A 19,678-nucleotide genomic window follows, 5' to 3' on the forward strand; every position below is an offset into this window, starting at 1 on the left:
TGATCTAAATTAGATAATGAAATCAATTCAAAATAAGAAGGAGTATATTAATGCCAAGATATAATAAACTTGTTCGTGATGAGATACCAAAGGTGATTAAGAAAACAGGGAAAGAATTTTCAACTCGTATTCTTTCAAATGAAGAATATATTGTTGAAGTAAGAAAAAAACTAAGCGAAGAACTGACAGAATACAACGAAGCAGAAACAAACAAAGAAGCAGTAGAAGAACTTGCTGACATTCTTGAACTAATCCATGCAGCAACAAAAATTCACGGTTCTTCTTTTGAAGAACTGGAAGAGGTTCGCAAACAGAAAACCGAAAAACGCGGCGGCTTTGAGAAGCGAGTCTTCTTGATCGAGGTCGAAGATGACTAAGTTGGAACTTGTAACTTCCCAACTCATATCACACTTAGAGAGATTATCGAAAGATGCGACTGAAATTCATTGGATTACCGCTTTTGCTATGAAGTCCGGTGTTGAGTTAATTGTCCCTTTTTTGAAGAAAGCGACTGAAAGGGGAGTGCCGATTAAACTATTAATCGGCGACTACCTTTTTGTCACTCAGCCTCAAGCGCTTAGACTCCTGTTGAATCAGCTGCCAAAAGCTGAAATCCGGCTATGGAAAAGTGGGGGAACGTCTTTCCATCCCAAATCTTATTTGTTTAGAGGCAAGGAAAACTCCCACTTGATTGTCGGCTCATCCAATCTGTCTGCATCTGCACTGACGAAAGGCGTTGAGTGGAGTTTGATTGCCCCAACATCAGTGGATGCAGAAGTTTTTGAAGAAGCGGTCATTCAGTTTAACAAACACTTCTATGCAGATCAGACAATTCCTTTGAACCAAGAAACACTTACTGAATACGAAACATTACATAAAGAAGCAAATATTAAACGGCCGATCAGTCCGGTCTGGTCAAAAGCTGAAGAAGTGGAAATGACCGTGGGTAAATCTCAGGCAGGGATAGTGGTAGATCCTCCAGCGCCTTACATAACCGATATTTCACCTCGGCCCGCCCAACAAGAAGCGTTGGAAGCTCTCGAAAACGCTATGGCTGAGGACTACAGCCGCGCCATGGTGGTACTGGCAACAGGACTCGGAAAAACTTACTTAGCTGCTTTTTTCGTGGAAAGATTCAAGCGGGTTTTATTTGTTGCGCACCGAGAAGAAATTCTTTTTCAGGCGAAGCAATCGTTCGAACATGTCCATCCGAACCGTTCTAGCACTTTCTATAACGCAGCTGAAAAAGGAACGGATGCCGACTTTATCTTTGCTTCCATTTTTACGCTCGGCAGCCAATACCACTTAGACCGATTCGCTCCGGATGCATTCGATTTGATTGTAGTGGATGAATTTCACCACGCGGCAGCGCCGACTTATGAGCGCCTGCTGAATCATTTCGAGCCAAAGTTCATGCTTGGAATCACGGCAACTCCAGACCGTATGGACAATAAGGACGTTTACGCATTATGCGACGGGAATGTTGCCATCTCAATCCACTTCTTGGACGCGATAGAACGGAATTGGCTGGCACCGTTTCAATATTACGGAGTCTATGACGACACGGATTATTCAGCTATTCCATGGCGTGGTACTCGTTATGATGAAGAAGAATTGCTGCAGGTACAGCTGCGGGAAGATTTTGCCCAGAAGATTATGGATGCCTGGCAAGAATACAAGCAGACCCGAACGATTGTCTTTTGCTCTTCCGTAAAGCAGGCAGTTTATATGAGTGCTTTCTTCCAAAAAAATGGTGTCCGTTCCATTGCACTGCATGGTGAATCTCCGTCAGACGAAAGAAAGTCCGCGAGAGCAAGACTGGATTCTAGGGATCTGGAAATCATCTTTACTGTCGATTTGTTCAATGAAGGCGTTGATATTCCAAAAGTTGATACCCTTCTCTTTATTCGCCCGACAGAATCATTGGCTGTCTACACGCAACAGATTGGGCGTGGTTTGCGTGTAGCTGAAGGGAAAACGCATTGCGTTATTATTGATTTTATAGGAAATTACCGCAATGCTGACTTAAAGCTGTCTGTCTTTGATCAAGGAGAAAAAGTTGGCAAAAGTAGTACGATTCAACCGCTAGTGCCGGTAGCTTGTGAATTCAATTTGGATTTGCAAGTCATCAACCTTCTTGAGGAGCTTAATAAAAAGAGGGCGCCTCGGAAAGAAGCTTTGGTCTTAGCTTACCAGGAACTGAAAAGAGAAATGGGGAGACGGCCGACTTATTTGGAATTCCATCTCCATGCCAATGTAGATTCTCGGACTGTAAAACAAGAATTCAATAGCTACTTCGGGCTGCTTGCTTATGCAGGGGAGTTAACAGGCGAGGAAGAAACTATTTGGATGAAATATAAACCTTGGTTTATTGAAGTTGAAAAAACCGGGATGACGAAAAGTTATAAGTTGGTGGTTTTAAGCTATATGCTATCTAAAGGAATCGAACGCTGGCTGGAGCCTATTACACCAAAGGAGGCTGCTCCTTACTTCCATCAATATTTAACAGAAAAAGATTATCGGTTAAAAATTGATTTTAGTGATGCTCAAGGAAAAAGACTCCATAACTATAATGAAAAGAAAATAGCGGATCTCATATCGAATATGCCGATGTCTAAGTGGAGCGGCAGCGCGAAAGACGGGCTTGTTTTGTTTGAGAATGGAGTTTTTGCGTTCAAGCTTGAACCATCTCTAGATGAAAATAAAGTTTTGTATAATTGGACGCGTGAAATTGCTGAGTACCGGTTACATTCCTATTTTGAAAGGAAAGGTAGCTCAAATTAATAATGGCCTTTAAAAAGTCTCCATTAATGTAAGCTAAGTGTTTTTAACTCTTATCTTAAGCATTAAAGGGGACTTCTTTATTTGCTTTATTAAATTTAAGCGATATTTATATGTATTTTAAGTAAGAGGGGAAACAATATTGACTATTTTCTTTTTTATATGTAAAAAAATGAGAGAAAAGTATATATTAAAGGTAAAAAAAGGTTATAATCTAGGTGTTAGTAAAGCGTTTAGGAGGACAAAGAAAATGGAACAATGGATTGGTAAAAAGCCAACTTCGGATCAAAAATTATTAGTTACACTTCACAAAAAATTGTTGCAGCAAGCACAAAGCTATATTATTGCTGCTGATGACAAAGTATTAAAGGTAATCGAGGCAAATTTACCAAAAACAACTCAACAGAAAGTCACTGGAATTTTGGCTTTAACAAGAAACTCTATAATTTTCGTAACTGGCCACGAGCATTGGGACGATTCATATATGAATATTAGTCATATAGATGTAAGAGAGATCATGAAAAAAAAGGAAGACAAAGAAATTAATGATCAGCGAATAGTGGTGAAATCCAATAATTCCAGAGTAATGCATTTCGATATTAAAAAGAACGAAGACACCCAAGAATTTATTGAAATATTAAAATTTAAATTTGAAAATCCTCGGCAAGAAGTATTAACTACTGTTACTCATGATTTTGATTATTTTTTACATGCCGACAAGCTTAAAGAATTGCAACGCAAAAATGTAAAAACAACTTTCATCTTGATGAAGCGTGATAACTTAGGGTTCTCCAAAAACGGAAGAAGATTATTGCAAGAAAGACATAAAGGCGCTGAATTGATTGTAGAAGGGTATTTTAAAGAGAAGAAGAAAGTTAATGAATTTATTGTAGTAGATAAGAGTATATTTGTTTATGAATATGATGACAATGAACGAAAAGCTAAGTTAATTATTATGTGGCCATTTCTTTTCTTCACAAACGCTGTTGTCGATTATTTTGCTTTCAAAACGGAAATTACCACTGAAGAAGGAAAATTAGTGTTAAATGATTCGGGTAAGAAGTTTGCAGCGATATTAACCACTGCAGGTATCCCGTTGGCATTTAAGAAGAGAAAGCTATATCAAAAAACTCCAGGGTTCCGAAGTGGCAAGTGGTGGAAACGAACCATTGCTTCACTTGTTTATGCTTTTGTGTTGCTTATGATTCTTATAAATGTCTTTGGTGATGAACCGTCAAAAGTAGCTGCTGATGAAGAAATTAATACTTTATCTACATCTGAATCCAAAAAAGATCAGAATGATACTACAGCCGAAGAAAAGGCGGAAGCCGATCGTTTAGCTAAAGAAAAAGAAGAAAAGGCAGAAGCCGATCGTTTGGCTAAAGAAAAAGAGGAAAAGGCAGAAGCAGAGCGTTTAGCTAAAGAAAAAGAGGAAAAGGCAGAAGCAGAGCGTTTAGCTAAAGAAAAAGAAGAAAAGGCAGAAGCCGATCGTTTAGTTAAAGAAAAAGAAGAGAAAGCTGAAGCCGAGCGTTTAGCAGAGGAGCAGCGTCAAGAAGAAGAAGCTGCTCGTTTAGCTGAAGAAAAGCAAAATGCTAACGTTTTTTATAAAAACTGCACTGCAGTTCGAGCAGCAGGGGCTGCTCCAATTCATACTGGAGATCCGGGTTATTCTAGAAAATTGGACCGCGATGGTGATGGTGTTGCTTGCGAAAGTTAATGATTTTTATGGATTGTCTTACAGACAATCCTTTTTTGATTTCTAGTTCTGTACTTAAAATTGGAACTTCCATCCAATCCATACGTAAAAAGAATATAAAGCTGAAAGTAGGAAGCACAATGCAATCTATAATTCTCATAGCCGCTATCTTTTTACTGTTTTTTATTTTAGATAAATTTCTAAGAAAATGGTTCAACGCTGAGAAAGTAGAATTTACAGACTCTCCGGCCAAAGAAATGAACCGATGGGGAGAAAGGATTATTTTTATTATTGCGTTGTGCTGTCTTCCTTTTGTGGTGATGAGCGAGGCTCCTTCTTGGCTTATGTGGTTTCTTATTGGGAGCATCGTTGTGCAGAATTGCTTCCAGGCGTATATGCAGTGGAAATACGCAAGGGAAGCCCGTGAGCATTTGGTGACGCTGTCTCTTATCCCGGTGGGAGCATTAGCAATGCTCGCCTTTGCTTTTCTTATTTGGTGATAGTAGAAAAAGTTGTTATGAAGTACAAGAAGTAAGACGATATTGATAAACACTGGAGGAAATCCGATGGAAATAGTCATTATACTCATCCTGCTCGCTATAGGGCTTTTCATCTTTGAAAAACTCATGCGAAAATGGCTGAATATCGAAAAAGTGGAACTGTCGGAAACTCCTGCGAAAAGCATCGACCGATGGGGCAGGGGGATTATTCTGGTGCTCGCGCTATGTACCATCCCTTTCAGCGCGGGCTCCGAGGAGATGGAGCGGCTGCTTTGGTTTTTTGTTGTCTATCTTTTGGCTGTAAATCTTTTTCAGGCTTATCTGCAATGGAAGTACATAGAAGGATCGAAAGAGTACGTAGTGACACTTATTGCCTTGCCAATTGGGATAGCGGCTTTTCTTTCGATCATTTTTATTTATTACTGAACAAAGCAAAACCTGAAAAAAGTATCCTTCCCCGTTTATTTTCTCTATCTACTAGGTAATCCCAGAGAACCGCTAACGAACGATTCTCTAGGGTTAATTTAGAGAGAGGTGAAAAGAATGGAGAAAGAGATTTACATCAAAAAAGTGGCGCATGACACGCAAGGCGAGCTTTACCAGTTCCTTTACTTGAATCCAGAAACGGGGCAGGAAGAGGCGGTAGACCCTTTCGAAACCGGATTGTTCCAGGAAGTGACGGCGCCGGAACCGGAACTGCTGGAAATCCGCTCGAAGCGGGGGGCGGACGCAAAAGGCTATTACCGGGGCGAGAAGTTTGTCGTAATGAGAGCGTCGAAGTTTGCGGCTTCGACTTCGCCGAAATGCCCGAAAAGGTACGTGAAGCTGCGCGAGCACCTGCTGCTCGAAGGCTTGCTTGTTCCGCTCGGGGCTCAGCTCCTTGTCATGCAGGACATCGAGTTCGAGTCGCCGATGGCAGCGATGGGTTCGGCGATCGGCGGCTGGGTGAGGGGGCCGCATGACTGGAAAGAAGTGAAGAAAAAATAAGGTCGAACTAAAGAGAGAGCGCTTTTTTAAGCTGCACCTCCATTGTTAATGCCACCTAACAATGGAGGTGCGGCTTTTCCTATGGAAAAAATCAATATTAAAGGTGGAATGCAAAAGTCACTTCCCAGATTCAAAAGCCAGCGAATTTTAACCGGGGTAAATTCGATCACCGCTTACCGCTAGAAGTCGTTCTCTGCTTCCGTTCAAATGAGCATCAACAGCTTCTAGTGCTCTATAAAGATCTCTTGTTTTTAATGCTTCAATAATTTCAAAATGTTCACCGACTGCTTCGGTTTTATCTACAGAACCTCTACTATGATAAAAACGGGCGATATGAAGATGGCTGTAAAGCCGTGTGTAAGCCTCAAAAAGTATGGGGTTACCACCTGCTTCCATTATCTTGCTGTGAAATTTTTCGTCGGTTTGAACAAACTCCAGAATTTTGAAGTATGATTCTTCCGTATTTATCGAAGACATAGCGTTTGTAATTTCAATCAATTCCCTGTATATCCCCGCATTATTATTGCGAATAATTGCTGTAACAGCATTTCCTTCGAACAAAATCCTGGCCTGGGAAAGGTCCTTCATCTCAGTTTCCGTCAAGATATCGCTGACACGATATCCTTTATTTCTTTCAAGCACAACCAATTTTTCTGAATTCAATCTGGAAAGTGCTTCTCTTAACGGAATAGTGCTTACGTTAAGTTTTAAGGCTAACTTGCTTATATTGATTTTTTCCCCAGGCTCCAATTTCCAGCCGAAAATCATTTCTTTTAAAATCCTGTAAACATGCGTGGTGGATTCTTGATCACTTTCTTTGCGTAACATACAAGTCATCCTTTCTGAAAAGAGAGCAAATCAAATAACAGAGGAAAATAATATATTATTTTTTGAGAAGATAAGAAGATTATATATAAAAACCAGCTGGTTATGAACCAAGTAACGCAAAAATATTAATCTAATTTCATAAATTATCGGTGGATATTTGGTTTTTGGATCTTCATGAAATAACAAAATGATATTAAATTTCCAGATAAAGATTCCATCTCAGTCTTTTTAATTTTTTCTTTGTTTTAATTTGGTATTTTGAAAATTATCCTTCAGTGGAGTAATTTGAAAATTTAAAAATTAAATTGATAATATATTATTTCTATGATACCTTTTTATGGAGATTAAAAAAGCAGGGGAATTGATGAAGGTATATAGGCATTTTATCGATGGAAAATGGATAATACTGTCCGAAAATCTGCAAGGGTCGTCGGAGCAATAACCCCCTTCAATTTCCCCTTGAATCTGACTGTACATAAGACAGCTCCGGCATTGGCAGCTGGAAACACCGTTGTTTTTCATCAGAAGTAACTTCCCTTGCAGCCAGGAAGGAAGTTAATTTTTCAGCTAAAGACAACGAATACAGAGGAGGAAAAGTAATGAGCAAGTTCGAAGAAGGGTTAAAAATACGCAAAGAAGTTTTAGGGGAAGAACAAGTAGAGAAAGCATTCAGCACAATGACTAGTTTTAATGAGGACATGCAAAAATTGGTGACAGAATATTGTTGGGGGGAAGTCTGGACCCGAGAAGGATTGGATAGAAAACAAAGAAGTTTAATAAACCTCGGAATACTTACTGCGTTGAATAGAGCGCATGAATTCAAACTGCATGTGAACGGAGCGATAAGAAACGGCTGTACAGAGGAAGAAATCAAGGAAGTGATTATGCAAACTGCGATTTATTGTGGAGTCCCGGCAGCGATGGAAAGTTTCCGGAATGCTATGGAGGTTTTGGACGAACATAAAAAGAAACAAAGAGAACAGAATTGAAATTTCCAGAACCGGGAGGGATTTATATGTCGGCTAATCTAGTTGGCTTTATCGGTTTAGGCAATATGGGTTATCACATGGCGAAAAATATTGCTCAAAGTGGCCGCGCTATCGTTGTATATGATGTAAGAACAGAAGCGGCAGAAGCCTTGTCTGATACTGAGAATGTTGTTGTGGCAAAGTCGGTTAAAGAGGTGGCGGACCGGGCCGAGACTGTTTTAGTAAGTCTTCCGAATGCTGAAATCATTGAAAATGTAGCCATTGGGGAAAACGGCTTAATCTCAGGTGCTGCAATAAAAACTTATATTGATTTATCAACTTCAGGAGAGAAAGCTGTTCAAAAAATCAGCGAAAAGCTGGCTGAAAGAGGAATATCCAGTTTAGATGCTCCGGTAAGCGGAGGTCCTCCGGGAGCAAAGGAAGGCAAACTGACTATAATGGTGGCCGGAGATAAAGATCTGTTTGATGCGAAATCTGATTTGTTGAATGCGCTAGGCAAAAAGATTTTTTACGTCAGCGATTCTGTGGGGAAAGCACAAATTATGAAAGTTATCAATAATCTATTGTCCTCGGCTGCTATGGCTATTTCTTCAGAAGCCGTCGTTTTAGGAGTGAAGGCAGGGTTGGATCCTAATCTGATGATCGATGTTCTGAATGCAAGCTCTGGAAGAAATAGCGCTACAGAAGATAAATTCAAAAAGTCGATAATCAGCCGGAAGTTTGACTGGGGTTTTTTAAGCGAATTAGCATATAAAGATATGAAACTATGTATGGAAGTTTCAGAGGAATATGAAGTGCCTATGTATCTTGGAACCAATATTACTCATTTTTGGCGATATGCAATAACCCAGGGCGCTGGAAAAGAAGATTTTACCGCAATCATCAAATACTTTGAGGATTGGGCAGGAATTCAAGTAGGGGAATCATTGAAGCATGAAGCGGATGCCAAAGGACATTAACGAAGAGATAAGTTTGCGGCTTCGGCCTCCTCGAAATGCCCGAACAAGTACGTGAAGCTTAGGTAGCATCTGCTGCTCGAAGGGCTGCTCGTTCCGCAGGACATCGAGTTCGAATCGCCGAGGGCAGCGATGGGTGCGGCGATCGGTGGCTGGATGCGGGAGTCGCGTGACTGAAAAAGAGTGAAGAAGGAATAGAAAGAAGTTCAGATTTGCTTTTTGGCAGAGTGTCTCGTGTAGAGGCACTCTTTTTATGCGTCCTCATAGCTGCAGTGCAGTAACTTGGGCCGTTTCCATGCTTTGGCGTATAAAGGAATCTATTATATGATTTGTAAAAATAATCAAAAAAATATACAATTGAATCACATCTTGGTGTAACTTTACGCTCTGCCTAATATTTATATGAGAGAAGGGAGTAAGGTAATGAAAAAAGTTATTAGTTTGGGAATCATGACAGTTCTCGTATGCTCGCTCTTCGGCAACAACCAGTCCGTTTCAGCAGCAGGCGCTTCTGAAGTGGATTACACAGATTATGCGCCCGGCGTAACAGTGGAGGCGGATCCTGCTTCTCCGACCGGCTATTACGCAACGTTCGTTTACGAGGACGAAACTTCAGCGGCGACAAAAGTTGAACTCTACAGCGATACCTTCCATCACTTCACCATTAAGGATGGTTTTGAAAACCCTTACAAGCCGGAAAACTATAAAACGGGGATGTTCCCTGCCGGCGGCAACAGCGACACCACGTATTATTTGGAATTGAAAAAAATAGGAGAAGATTTATGGGGAGGCAGAGTGCCGCTGTCGAGCGGAGCCTATCCCTACAATTTCCGCATCACCAACCCGGATGGCAGCACAACCGCAAGGCTGGACGATCCCAATAATCCGACGTTGACCAATACGGCAACCGGTATTCAAAGCGTATCCAGCATGGTCTACATTCCGTATGACCGGAAAATAATGGGCAAAGGGGACTGGCTGGACCGCTCGGTGGAACTTCCCCGGACAGACCATAAAACCGGTACAGTGGAAACGGTAGCTTACACTGGCGCTGCCGGTGACACGCGCGGGCTTGCTGTTTACCTGCCTGACGGATACAACCCCAACCGCAAGAAGCCATACAAAGTGCTGTACATGTCCCATGGGATGTCGGGCGACCGGTACGGCAACGAACTGCGCTGGATGAACGAGGGCGCAGTGGCCAATATTACGGATAATCTGATTGCAGATGGGAAAGCTGAGCCTTTTATTGTCGTAACAATGAACAATCAGGACTTTAATTGGGATTATAAGAAAATAGAAGAAGACCAGTTTGAACACATCATGCCTTATGTTGAAACGAACTACAATGTCTATGACACGCCTGAAGGCCGCGCTTATGCCGGTTTGTCGATGGGCGGAATGACCACGAACCGGATGTATTTCAATCATGCTGATGAATTCGCCTATTTCGGCATTTGGAGTTATGCGGTAACGGGAGAAGAACTGAGCAATATCGGATCATACAGCCATCTGGACGACCCTTCCGTAATGATAGGCGTCGGCATTTGGGATTACTTGATCGAACCTGTACAAAACCTTCATAATGCTTTAAATGAAGAGGGAATTGAACATGCTTATCTTGAGGTGCCGGCTGCGCATGATTGGAAATCCTGGCATTTGCTTTACGCAGCTTTTGTAGAAGATCACTTGTGGAAGAGCGATAACGGAAAAGAAGAAAAGAAAAAAGAAAAGGAAAAACTGAAAGAAGAGAAAGAGCAGGAAAAACAGGAAAAGAAACATGCGAAGAAAAAAGAATAGTGAGGGAATAACGGATTGCCTTTAGAGGCGGTCCGTTTTTTTATACAACCAAACGACATGAAAGTCAGACAAAAGCATCGTGCCTCGCTCCTCTGTATCTGGTTTGCCAGCATCAAGAATGACCAGAAAGAAACGCACAGTTAAAAGAAGTAAAGAAAATTCAATAACCGGTTATTAGAGAGGAACTATCAACCAATAGTAAATCGGGGACACAATTCGCATAAGAATTGGTGTCTCTTTTTGGACGATGGATGGAAATTTAATGGTATACTAACTTGAGGCTCAAATTATGTTAATATTTGTAACTTTACTATAGAATCTAAAGGGTGTGTCCTAATGGCAGTACAGGCATATGCCGGGGAAAGCCAATCCTATTTCAGCCCCTATCTGCTGTTTGCGGCATTGGGTCTCGTGGCGGGCATTCTCACCAGGCTCACGGATTTTTTCCCGAGCGGTGATTTGTGGAGCTTCAGTTCAATAGCGACGTTATTCGGCTTTTGGATGGTGACCGTGACACTCGTTATTTATGTTAGCCGCTCGAACAAAGATGCTGCGGTAAACGTCCTCCTATACCTCTTCATGATGAACTTCGGCTTTTATTTTTTGAACTATATTCTCGGCCTTTTTATTCCGTTGTTCTACACTGAAGGGGTTCAATGGGACCTGTTCATCGTTTATAACCTTTTGGCCTTAATATGCAGCGCTGTTGGCTACGTCCTTTACTATTGGAACAGATCGGGCAGGCTGAGCAGCTTTTTGTATGCGTTGCCGGTGAGCGGATTGGCTGCAGAAACGGTGGGCGTCGGAATCTACTTGGCCAAACATCAGACGTTTTTGTTTCAGTTCCTTTTCGATATCGCGGGCTTGATCGTCTTTGGCGGGTGGTTTTACCGGAAAGCGAATAATAAGCTGCTTTACATAGCGGCGATAGCCGTGGTTTCGTCAAGCAGTTATTTCCTGGTTTACCAACCTTTTCTGTGAATGATTTTACGTCAATAAATGAAAAGGCCATTTCCCATTAGGTTGGCAAAAGACTAAAAAGCATCATTCCCCAGTGTTCCGGGGTATGATGCTTTTTGAAATTTGATGTGACAACAGAAGGTATTGCTGCCCTTTCGGATTCAATGGCACGTCCTTCAAGAAAACAAAGAGGGTTTTCAGGTCGAACCTTTCATCCAGTGGCTGAATGGGATAGGAAATGCGGACCAAATCCATGAAGCTGCCATTGGCCAACTCCTCTTTATGGAGTTTTAGATAGGTGATCAGGTGTTCCGCGTGGTCCCGGAAAAAGTATTCAAGGAAAAACCAGCTGATGAACTCGTGGCGGAACTCCAGCAAGTCCACATGCTCGTGCTGCTCCATCTCTTTGTGCATTTTCCATTTTTCTTTTGCCAAAAGCAAAAATTCGACGATCTTTTTCACTTCCATGGATTTGACCGGCCGGAAGGAGACGGTGATCGTATTGATCAGTTCGCTCAGCACCAGCTTGTCTTGTTCATCATACAAAAATGCGTCTTCGCCGATATCCATTATATCCCGGCGGGTCCAATGGCTGTCGAAAGCAGGCAGCCATTCTTTTATAAGGCTGGCATAGTCCGTGATAGGGGGCAGTGTATACGGAAATGTTACACACGACTCCAGGATCTCCTGGCCTAAAGCGATTTTATCCCGTATGCCCGGCTGCTCCACTTCAAGCCGGTGGAGGTTTTTCGCAGCCAACGCCAACCGGACCGGAGCGGGATTCATCGGGATGATGAAATTTATTTGTTTATAGTCGGCATTCGTGTTGAACAGTTCGAGTGCTTCGAAAAACCCGGCGATGCTTTCTTCTGAGCAATTGTCGATATGGTCGACCATCACCACTATTTTATCGGCAGTTTCTTTTAGCCATACGTCAACCAAGGTATTCAGGCTTTCGATGACTTCCACCCGGGTGCCCAGCCGGTCCCGGTAGTCGGGGTATTTTATTTTTGTTTTCAGCTCATCGTACGTCGGCTTGATGAACAGCGTGCTGGTTCTTCTGAATGCCGGAATGGCGACGAATGAAATGAATGCATAGACGAGCGGCGTCAGGCCGAGCAGGATGCTGGCCAACACAGTGCCGGTAACGTCAGTGTTGGGGGCGATGGTGACCGGCAAGTTGATGACAAACCGGATGGAAAGGAGGATAAGCACCGACAGCAAAAGAGCCAATAGGAGCGTTATTTTTCTTTCCCGGCCGATTTTCATCAGGATGTGCTGCCAGTATGCAATTTTGGCCCGGCTGCCGTGTTCTTCTTTGTATTTGCCGAACAGCAGTTTCAGCAGCGCAAGCCAGATCTTTTCCTGGTCGTCGTATTCGGAAGCGTCGAATCTTACGACATGAAACCGTTTAGACTGTCTCGGGTGGATCCGGTCCAGGTTTTGGTTCGCTTTTTTGATTTCGTCTTCGATCAAGGATAAGAATGCCGATCTGCCTTCGCCCAAATGATTGTAAATGCCGATAATGAGGGGGGATGCGATCCGTTTGTCCATCAGGAATCGCGTAAGGGCCTGGGCGTGCTGCTCACGTCTCGGGGCAACCCGCACTTCTTCTATGGTGATGAGGATTTTGAAGGGGTAAGTTGCATCCCCTGAAATTGCATTGAACTCGAAAATTTTGGTTTCGCCGGTATGGATCTGGCGGGGCGTCCAAGTGAACGTCCGGGATTCGGGCTCGAAGCCGGCATCTTCCGGCGACGGCCGCATGGAAAATTCCACTGGAGTTCCGTCCACGGTGCAGTCGATCAATTGGAAAAAACCTTCTTTTCCCGTCTCCCATTTCAGCCATGGCCCCGAAAACGTATGGATCAGACGCCTGATGGGCTGGCCTTTTCTTATTCGTACGCTGCAGTTATAGGAGCTTTCGTTCATCATGAAAGTTACCCCCTAATCTCTATTCCTCCAAGAGGAACAGGCAAAGTTAAGCGATGCTGTTCGGAAAAAATGGCCACAGGAAAATTGTCTTTATCTGTAATAATGATACCATTCCTATTCAAATTTGTGTCATAAAATCAGAATATTGTTACAAAACAAACTTGTTTCCAATGGCGCTTGCTGATGGAGGACAAACTTAGGAGTTTTATTTCTTAACAGGCATAGAACTGGAACTTTCAACCAATTCATCCGTATATGATGTGTAGAAAAGCAAGGAGGAGATTCGAATAGAACTAGTACTTATTTTAATTGGTTTCTTCATTGTCTTTTTCGTTTTGGAGAAGATTTTGAGGAAATGGCTCGGCATCAAGAAAGTCGCGCTTTCGGAAACTCCAGCAAAAAATACCGACCGCTGGGGCAGGGGGATTATTTTCGCAATTGCTCTATGTGGCATTCCATTTATCGTTGGAACAGATGTAGCTAGCCGGCTTTTCTGGTTTTGGGTTGTGTACTTAACGGCGCTGACTGCTTTTCAGGCGTACTTGCAGTGGAAGTACATAAAAGAATCAAAAGAATATGTGATGACGTTGCTGCTTTATCCAGTAGGGCTTGCTGCTTTTCTGGCAATTGCGTTCGTTTATTGATGAATAAACGAAACAATACCAAAAATGAGGTGTCCCATGAAAAAAGCGTGGCTTGCATATAATGGCCTAGCGGTTATTGTTCTCGCCGTTCTGATTGTGCTGGACTATGTTGTCAATATTGTCATAGACGGATCAGGAATCACAACTACTTATACCGAGCTTGCCCTCTATTGGTGCGGGTTCAATATCCTGATCGCCATGCCCGTCTAGTTTGTTGTCCTGCTGATCAACCGCTCCCGGATGAAGTGGAGATCTGTTGTGGCGGGGCTGGCATTATTTTTGGTTTTTCTCTGCCTGGCCGCTTACCCGGTTGCCACGGTCATCGGGTATATGGCTTATTAGCATCGGGCTCATTAGGCTAGGCAGTTCGAGGAAATAAGCCCTCTTTTTAATTTCTGTTTATAGCAGACTATGGATGAATAACGGGAGAAGCCCGGTTAGCTTGTTTCTCAAGCTAACCGGGCTTTTTGAGAGTTTCAGGGGGCATCCGTCATATCTTCATTGGCAAGCTCCGCTCTGTCTAGCTTTCTGCTTTTTCGCCTTGTCCCCGGACAACCAGCACATCGCAAGGGCTGCTGCGCACAATATGTTCAGACACGCTTCCCATCAAAAAATGTTCAACTGCATTCAAACCTTGGGCTCCGCACACAATAAGGTCGGCCTTCACTTGTTTCGCGTAATCACGCGAAATGACCGTTTTAGGGGAACCGGAGGCAAGAATTGTATTTACCTTAAGGACGCCAGCTGCTTCGGCTTCCTTTCTATAACGGTCGAGAAATTCTTTTCCCTGATCGTAGATCCGGTCATCCAAATCGGGCACGCGCTTTGTCATGGTCGTGTAGGTGCGGAGATCGGTCACGTGAATCAGGTGGAGCCCTGCATTATTGCGTTTGGCTATTTCGATCGCTTTTTGGAATGCCCACTTCGCTTCATCTGATCCATCGACAGCTGCAAGAATTTGTTTGTATACAAATGTCATCGTACACCCTCCTATCGTGATTAATGCTGGTGCGTATTATTTCTCCATTCGAAGCTGAAATCCTGCAGGTATTTTATTTTCGGTTCTATTCAATATGCATAGAGAAACCCCGGCTGCCGCGCAGCCGGGGTTTCTCTGACTTTTAATTTTTTACACATGAAAATGCCAGGACAACGGGAATTCGGCGCCTTCTTTCATATTCCTTTTCGTCGGCGAAGTTTTCACGCACCGGTGTGCCTTCCCGCAGGCTGGTTACGGAAAATCCGCAGCGGATCAGCGCGCTGAAATATTGCTCGATTGTCCGGTGGTATTTCACCACGACTTGCCCGATCCATGGCTCTTTTCGTTCCCCGCTGCGGAAATAGTCGTCCACAATCCAGTTTTCGCGCCGGTCGCCTGTTGTTTTGCTGTTGAACGAAGCTGTGGTTACGGGATGCTGGACGCTGAAGATGAATTTGCCGCCATTCTTTAACGTGGAATGGACGTTTTGGAACAAAGGCTCGATATCGGGGACGTAATGGATGGCAAAGCGCGAAGCCACAAGGTCGAACGTTTCTTCCGGGTAGCCATACGACTGCATCGTATGGTGGAACACGGTTCCGTTCACACCTGATAGGTTCTGCTTTGCCGCTTCCAGCATTTGTTCTGACCCTTCCACACCGGTGTAGCTCGCTGCGCCGCGCTCCAGCAATTCTTTGCCGAACGAAGCATCGCCGCAGCCAAGGTCCAATATCGTTTTGTTTTGAAAATCGCCTGCCAATTCATAAATGATCGGCGTTTCAATCGCGTTGTTCGGACTGTCTTTCCGCCCTCTTCTTTTCATGTAAGCTGAAAAGAATTCTTCCTGGTCATACACACTCGATCCCCTGAATTCCATACATAACCCCCCGGTAAAGTTTGCGTATCTGCATCTCGTTTCGTAAACGTGTCTCTTGCGGAACGAGTTCCCGATTCATAATATCATAAAAAGTAAATTGCCTGGAATCTGCAAAGGGAAGACCTCTGTGTTTTGGCTGGTGGCCATCGTTGCAGTCTTTCTCCACAGCAATAAGTTTTCCCGTGGCTCTGTTGAACCGTATTGTTGAGAGTGAAATTAAAATGGCTTTTCATTTTGCTGAAAAGGCGGGCGGTATAGGTGTATGCAGCTCGATATGAATCTGCCGATCATCTGAGGAAAGGCCTGCATGAGCTTTTCCTTTTTTCCTTTCGCTTATAACGCTGCAATTTTAAGGTTAGGTTAAGGTTGACCCTCAATAATGCCATTATACGAGAAGGATACGGCCTTCCGATGAAACTAGTTGAGGGGGCGGGAATGGATGAAACCGGTTGTGATTATACCTGCATTGAATCCAGACGAGAAATTGCTTCTGCTTATAAAAGAGTTGACGTTATATGGCTTTCCTGTACTTATAGTCAATGACGGGAGTAAGCGTAGGTGCGACACGATTTTTCAACTGATATCAAGAGAATATGGCTGTACAGTCTGCAGCCATTCCGTTAATCAGGGAAAAGGGGCCGCTATAAAAACAGCCATAGCCTATGTAATGGAAAATTTCCCAAAAGCTCCTGGCATCATAACGGCAGATGCTGACGGGCAGCATACGGCCACGGATATCCGGAAAGTGGCGGATTCCATGGTCCATCATCAAGAATCTCTCATCTTGGGCGTCAGGGATTTTACAAAGAAGGGCATCCCTCTCCGGAGCCGGATCGGCAATCAGCTGACCTCCTTTGTTTTCCGTTCAGCGATGGGCATCAGATGCATGGACACACAGACAGGACTGCGAGGCATTCCGATGAATTACCTCCCGGCATGCCTAACGGTAACAGGAGATAGATACGAATACGAAACCAATCTGCTTCTTGAATTTGCCGGAAAGGATGTGCCGGTATGGCAAGTTCCGATTCAAACAATTTACCTGGAACATAACCGCTCCTCCCATTTTCATCCTGTGAAAGATTCAATGCGCATTTATCTCAATCTGCTGAAGTACGGCTTATCCTCTGTTTTGGCTTCACTTGTGGACGTGACGCTGTTTAGTGTGTTCAGCCTCTTTATTTTTGCATCGTTTTCCCACTCCCTGCTGATTGCGACAGTGCTTGCAAGGCTCTTTTCGGGAGCCGTGAATTTTACACTCAACAAACATTGGGTTTTCAGAAGCATGCAAAAAACGGGCAGCCAAGCAATCCGCTACGGAATGCTCTTCACCGCACAAATGGCCTTGAACTGGGTTCTGGTTGTCCTGTTGGTCCAATGGTCGGTGCCTTTACTGGCGGCTAAAATTCTCGTAAATATGGCACTCTTTTTTATCAGCTATTCAGTCCAAAAAAATAAAATCTTCAAATCAAAGAAGGAAGGATACTTGCTGTCATGAAACAATTCTTAATAAAACCTTATCGTTGGGCAATCCTGTTTTCGTGCCTCTTACCGGCTTGTTTTGCATTTGTTCTGTTGGATACCTTTGTAATCCCCAGAGCCTTGGAACCGGCCGCAATTTCAGCCGAAGCGGACAGTTCTGCAATGGAATCTGCAGAAAGCGGCTCAACAACATCGACGGCTGAACAGGAAAGCGAAGAAGCCGCTTCTTCAGCGGCAATTACGGATACATCCTATGAGGATGAACAAATACAGATTACAATCGATACCGAAAAGACGGACAATACAACATTCTACGTCGCTGATATACAGGTTTCAGATGCTTCTTATTTGAAAACGGCGCTCGCCGGGGACACATACGGACGGAATATTAAAGCAGCTACATCAGAAACAGCCGGAAGCAACGGAGCAATACTGGCGATAAACGGCGATTACTACGGCTTCAGAGATGAAGGCTATGTATTGCGGAACGGTGTGCTATACCGGGACACTGCGCGGAATTCGGAAGAAGATGACGCATTGGTGATCGATATTGAAGGGAATTTTTCCATCATCTCTGAAAATGAAACAAGCCTTTCTTCTATAGACACTTCATCGATCGCCCAGATTCTTTCTTTCGGGCCATCGTTAATCGAAGATGGTGAGATAACAGTAGACGGGTCAAGCGAAGTTTCCCGTTCCATGTCCGGCAACCCGCGGACTGCTATAGGCCAGATCGATCCGCTGCACTATATCATTATTGTGTCAGATGGCAGAACGAGTGAAAGCGAAGGACTGTCTCTGTTGGAATTAGCTGAAGAAATGCAGGAAAGAGGAGCTGAGACAGCCTATAACTTGGACGGAGGCGGATCCTCGACGCTCTATTTTAACGGAGAAATCATCAATAACCCGACAGACGGCAGGGAGATGGGAGAAAGGGAGGTGAGTGACATTGTCTATATCGGTTATTGAAAGGGGCACACAGCGGCGGGGCGTGATGAAAGCAGCTAGCGTTTATCTGGCCGTGTCACTGTTTGTGTTTGCCGCCGCGAAAGTATACGGCCTGTTTGGCCATGGGGTTGCTTCTCCGGCGATGACATGGGCATTTTTGTATCCGTTAATTGGCGGCGGCTTCTTCTGTTTGCTGAAATGGCGGGCAGTACAGATCCCCGTGCATTCATTAGAATTTCGTCTTTTCTCGAATTTGTATAATTCAGGAATCGCAACACTTGCAGCCGGCAGATTGCTGCAAGGGATCGTGGAAATTGCCGGAGCCAGTTCTGGGTATATCGTGTATTTCTATACAGCCGGAATTGTACTGATCGTCGGCGGGCTTACGTTTTATTTAAGGGGCAGCGGAAGATATGAGATACACTGAGTGCAGAGGAGGCAAAATGAGAAGTATGAAGAAGATCCTGACAGGCATGCTTTGCCTACTGCTGCTGTTCGGCTGTTCGGCTGAACAAGCAGCTGATTCCACAGAAAATTTGGAGCTTACATTTTTTAAAATCGGCAGTGCGGACAGTATGGTGCTGTCTGCCGGCAACCAGACAGTTCTGATAGACACAGGGGAAGACGAGGATGGAGAAGAAATTGCTGATTACTTGAAAGGTGAAGGAATCGAATCAATCGATGCGCTGATCATCACTCATTTTGATAAGGACCATGTAGGAGGGGCGGATACGGTTTTAAAAGAAGTGGACGTCCAGCAAATCTTTGTTCCGGATTATGCGGAAGAGAGTGAGGACTACGACGAGTTCCTTGAAGCGGCAGAAAATGAGGATGTGCCAATTGAGGTGCTGGACGAAGAAGTTGCTTTTACCGCCGGTTCAGCGAATTTCACCATTTATCCTCCTGAGGAAACCGAGTATGAGCAAGACAACGACTACTCGCTTGCTGTCAGTGTCCAGCACGGCGAAAACCGTTTTTTATTTGCAGGAGATGCTGAAGAAACAAGATTGGCAGAGCTGATGGAACAAGGAGATTTGGCTCACACCTTCTTGAAAGTGCCTCATCATGGCCGTTACGCGGAAAATAGCAGCGAGTTTTTCTCAGAAGTAAGTCCGGAGATAGCTGTTATCACCAGTTCTGACAAAAACACGGAAGACGAAGAAGTGGTTGCAGCGCTTGAAGATCTGGGTGCGGATATATACCTGACCCGTGAAGGCAATATTCATATGGTCAGTGATGAAAAATCCATTGAGGTAACGCAGTAGGTATACCAGTATAAATGAAAGATCTTTTCCAAACTGTTTGACTCTTTTTTA

Annotated in this window: 20 protein-coding genes and 1 pseudogene; 17 read left to right on the forward strand and 4 right to left on the reverse strand. The window is 43.8% G+C overall.

All coding sequences use genetic code 11. The features are described from left to right. Positions 1–50: 50 nt before the first annotated feature. From FQV28_RS14625 to FQV28_RS14650, 6 genes are all read left to right on the forward strand, one after another. A complete protein-coding gene (locus FQV28_RS14625; protein WP_146497238.1) occupies positions 51–377 on the forward strand; it encodes a nucleoside triphosphate pyrophosphohydrolase in 327 nt (108 codons plus the stop codon). Further along, positions 370–2,784 (forward strand): DEAD/DEAH box helicase family protein, encoded by a 2,415-nt coding sequence (locus FQV28_RS14630; protein WP_146497239.1) that lies wholly within the window; start codon positions 370–372, stop codon positions 2,782–2,784. The genes FQV28_RS14625 and FQV28_RS14630 overlap by 8 nt, the downstream gene beginning before the upstream one ends. 247 nt (positions 2,785–3,031) lie before the next feature. Further along, a complete protein-coding gene (locus FQV28_RS14635) occupies positions 3,032–4,498 on the forward strand; it encodes an excalibur calcium-binding domain-containing protein (RefSeq protein ID WP_146497240.1) in 1,467 nt (488 codons plus the stop codon). A gap of 119 nt (positions 4,499–4,617) precedes the next feature. Beyond that, positions 4,618–4,977, forward strand: a complete 360-nt coding sequence (locus FQV28_RS14640) for a DUF4181 domain-containing protein (RefSeq protein ID WP_186763892.1) — start codon at positions 4,618–4,620, stop codon at positions 4,975–4,977. Positions 4,978–5,043: 66 nt separating this feature from the next. After that, on the forward strand, positions 5,044–5,403 hold the full coding sequence (locus FQV28_RS14645; RefSeq protein ID WP_146497242.1) for a DUF4181 domain-containing protein: 360 nt from the start codon (positions 5,044–5,046) through the stop codon (positions 5,401–5,403). Positions 5,404–5,520: 117 nt separating this feature from the next. Continuing rightward, on the forward strand, positions 5,521–5,964 hold the full coding sequence (locus FQV28_RS14650) for a methionine sulfoxide reductase (protein ID WP_146497243.1): 444 nt from the start codon (positions 5,521–5,523) through the stop codon (positions 5,962–5,964). Between the two features lie 147 nt (positions 5,965–6,111). On the opposite strand, the gene FQV28_RS14655 is transcribed toward FQV28_RS14650, so the two are convergent. Continuing rightward, a complete protein-coding gene (locus FQV28_RS14655; protein WP_186763893.1) occupies positions 6,112–6,792 on the reverse strand; it encodes a GntR family transcriptional regulator in 681 nt (226 codons plus the stop codon). Positions 6,793–7,197: 405 nt separating this feature from the next. On the opposite strand from FQV28_RS14655, the pseudogene FQV28_RS14660 reads away from it, so the two are divergent. The 5 genes and pseudogenes from FQV28_RS14660 to FQV28_RS14680 form a co-directional block, all read left to right on the forward strand. Beyond that, positions 7,198–7,308, forward strand: a pseudogene (locus FQV28_RS14660) (aldehyde dehydrogenase family protein); the annotation flags it as partial. A gap of 83 nt (positions 7,309–7,391) precedes the next feature. After that, positions 7,392–7,781, forward strand: a complete 390-nt coding sequence (locus FQV28_RS14665) for a carboxymuconolactone decarboxylase family protein (RefSeq protein ID WP_146497245.1) — start codon at positions 7,392–7,394, stop codon at positions 7,779–7,781. A 26-nt stretch (positions 7,782–7,807) separates the two neighbouring features. Then, positions 7,808–8,740: an NAD(P)-dependent oxidoreductase gene (locus FQV28_RS14670; protein WP_146497246.1), complete on the forward strand. Its 933-nt coding sequence runs from the start codon at positions 7,808–7,810 to the stop codon at positions 8,738–8,740. Positions 8,741–9,160: 420 nt separating this feature from the next. Continuing rightward, complete coding sequence (locus FQV28_RS14675; protein ID WP_186763894.1) at positions 9,161–10,537, forward strand: alpha/beta hydrolase-fold protein; 1,377 nt, start codon at positions 9,161–9,163, stop codon at positions 10,535–10,537. A gap of 336 nt (positions 10,538–10,873) precedes the next feature. Continuing rightward, entirely contained in the window at positions 10,874–11,518 is a 645-nt protein-coding gene (locus FQV28_RS14680; RefSeq protein WP_146497248.1) for a hypothetical protein, read from the forward strand. A gap of 63 nt (positions 11,519–11,581) precedes the next feature. Here the strand turns inward: FQV28_RS14680 and FQV28_RS14685 are convergent, their stop codons facing one another. Continuing rightward, positions 11,582–13,432 (reverse strand): P-loop NTPase fold protein, encoded by a 1,851-nt coding sequence (locus FQV28_RS14685; RefSeq protein WP_146497249.1) that lies wholly within the window; start codon positions 13,430–13,432, stop codon positions 11,582–11,584. 335 nt (positions 13,433–13,767) lie between these two features. Between FQV28_RS14685 and FQV28_RS14690 the strand changes: the two genes are divergently transcribed. Both FQV28_RS14690 and FQV28_RS19295 read left to right on the forward strand, forming a co-directional pair. Beyond that, entirely contained in the window at positions 13,768–14,076 is a 309-nt protein-coding gene (locus FQV28_RS14690; protein WP_255472968.1) for a DUF4181 domain-containing protein, read from the forward strand. Positions 14,077–14,112: 36 nt separating this feature from the next. Continuing rightward, positions 14,113–14,286, forward strand: coding sequence for a hypothetical protein (locus FQV28_RS19295; protein WP_186763896.1), 174 nt, complete (start codon positions 14,113–14,115; stop codon positions 14,284–14,286). 310 nt (positions 14,287–14,596) lie between these two features. Here FQV28_RS19295 and FQV28_RS14695 read toward each other — a convergent pair whose 3' ends face one another. Further along, positions 14,597–15,055: a universal stress protein gene (locus FQV28_RS14695; protein WP_146497251.1), complete on the reverse strand. Its 459-nt coding sequence runs from the start codon at positions 15,053–15,055 to the stop codon at positions 14,597–14,599. A gap of 142 nt (positions 15,056–15,197) precedes the next feature. Further along, positions 15,198–15,932, reverse strand: a complete 735-nt coding sequence (locus FQV28_RS14700; RefSeq protein ID WP_146497252.1) for a class I SAM-dependent methyltransferase — start codon at positions 15,930–15,932, stop codon at positions 15,198–15,200. 439 nt (positions 15,933–16,371) lie between these two features. Between FQV28_RS14700 and FQV28_RS14705 the strand changes: the two genes are divergently transcribed. From FQV28_RS14705 to FQV28_RS14720, 4 genes are all read left to right on the forward strand, one after another. Beyond that, complete coding sequence (locus FQV28_RS14705; RefSeq protein WP_146497253.1) at positions 16,372–17,430, forward strand: bifunctional glycosyltransferase family 2/GtrA family protein; 1,059 nt, start codon at positions 16,372–16,374, stop codon at positions 17,428–17,430. Positions 17,431–17,576: 146 nt separating this feature from the next. Then, on the forward strand, positions 17,577–18,383 hold the full coding sequence (locus tag FQV28_RS14710) for a phosphodiester glycosidase family protein (RefSeq protein ID WP_222433277.1): 807 nt from the start codon (positions 17,577–17,579) through the stop codon (positions 18,381–18,383). Beyond that, positions 18,364–18,789 carry a hypothetical protein gene (locus tag FQV28_RS14715; protein ID WP_146497255.1) on the forward strand — a complete coding sequence of 142 codons (426 nt, stop codon included), beginning with the start codon at positions 18,364–18,366 and terminating at the stop codon, positions 18,787–18,789. The genes FQV28_RS14710 and FQV28_RS14715 overlap by 20 nt, the downstream gene beginning before the upstream one ends. Positions 18,790–18,814: 25 nt before the next feature. Continuing rightward, positions 18,815–19,627 (forward strand): ComEC/Rec2 family competence protein, encoded by an 813-nt coding sequence (locus FQV28_RS14720; RefSeq protein WP_186763897.1) that lies wholly within the window; start codon positions 18,815–18,817, stop codon positions 19,625–19,627. Positions 19,628–19,678: the final 51 nt, after the last annotated feature.

The organism is Planomicrobium sp. CPCC 101079, from assembly GCF_007859275.1.
Lineage (GTDB): Bacteria > Bacillota > Bacilli > Bacillales_A > Planococcaceae > Planococcus.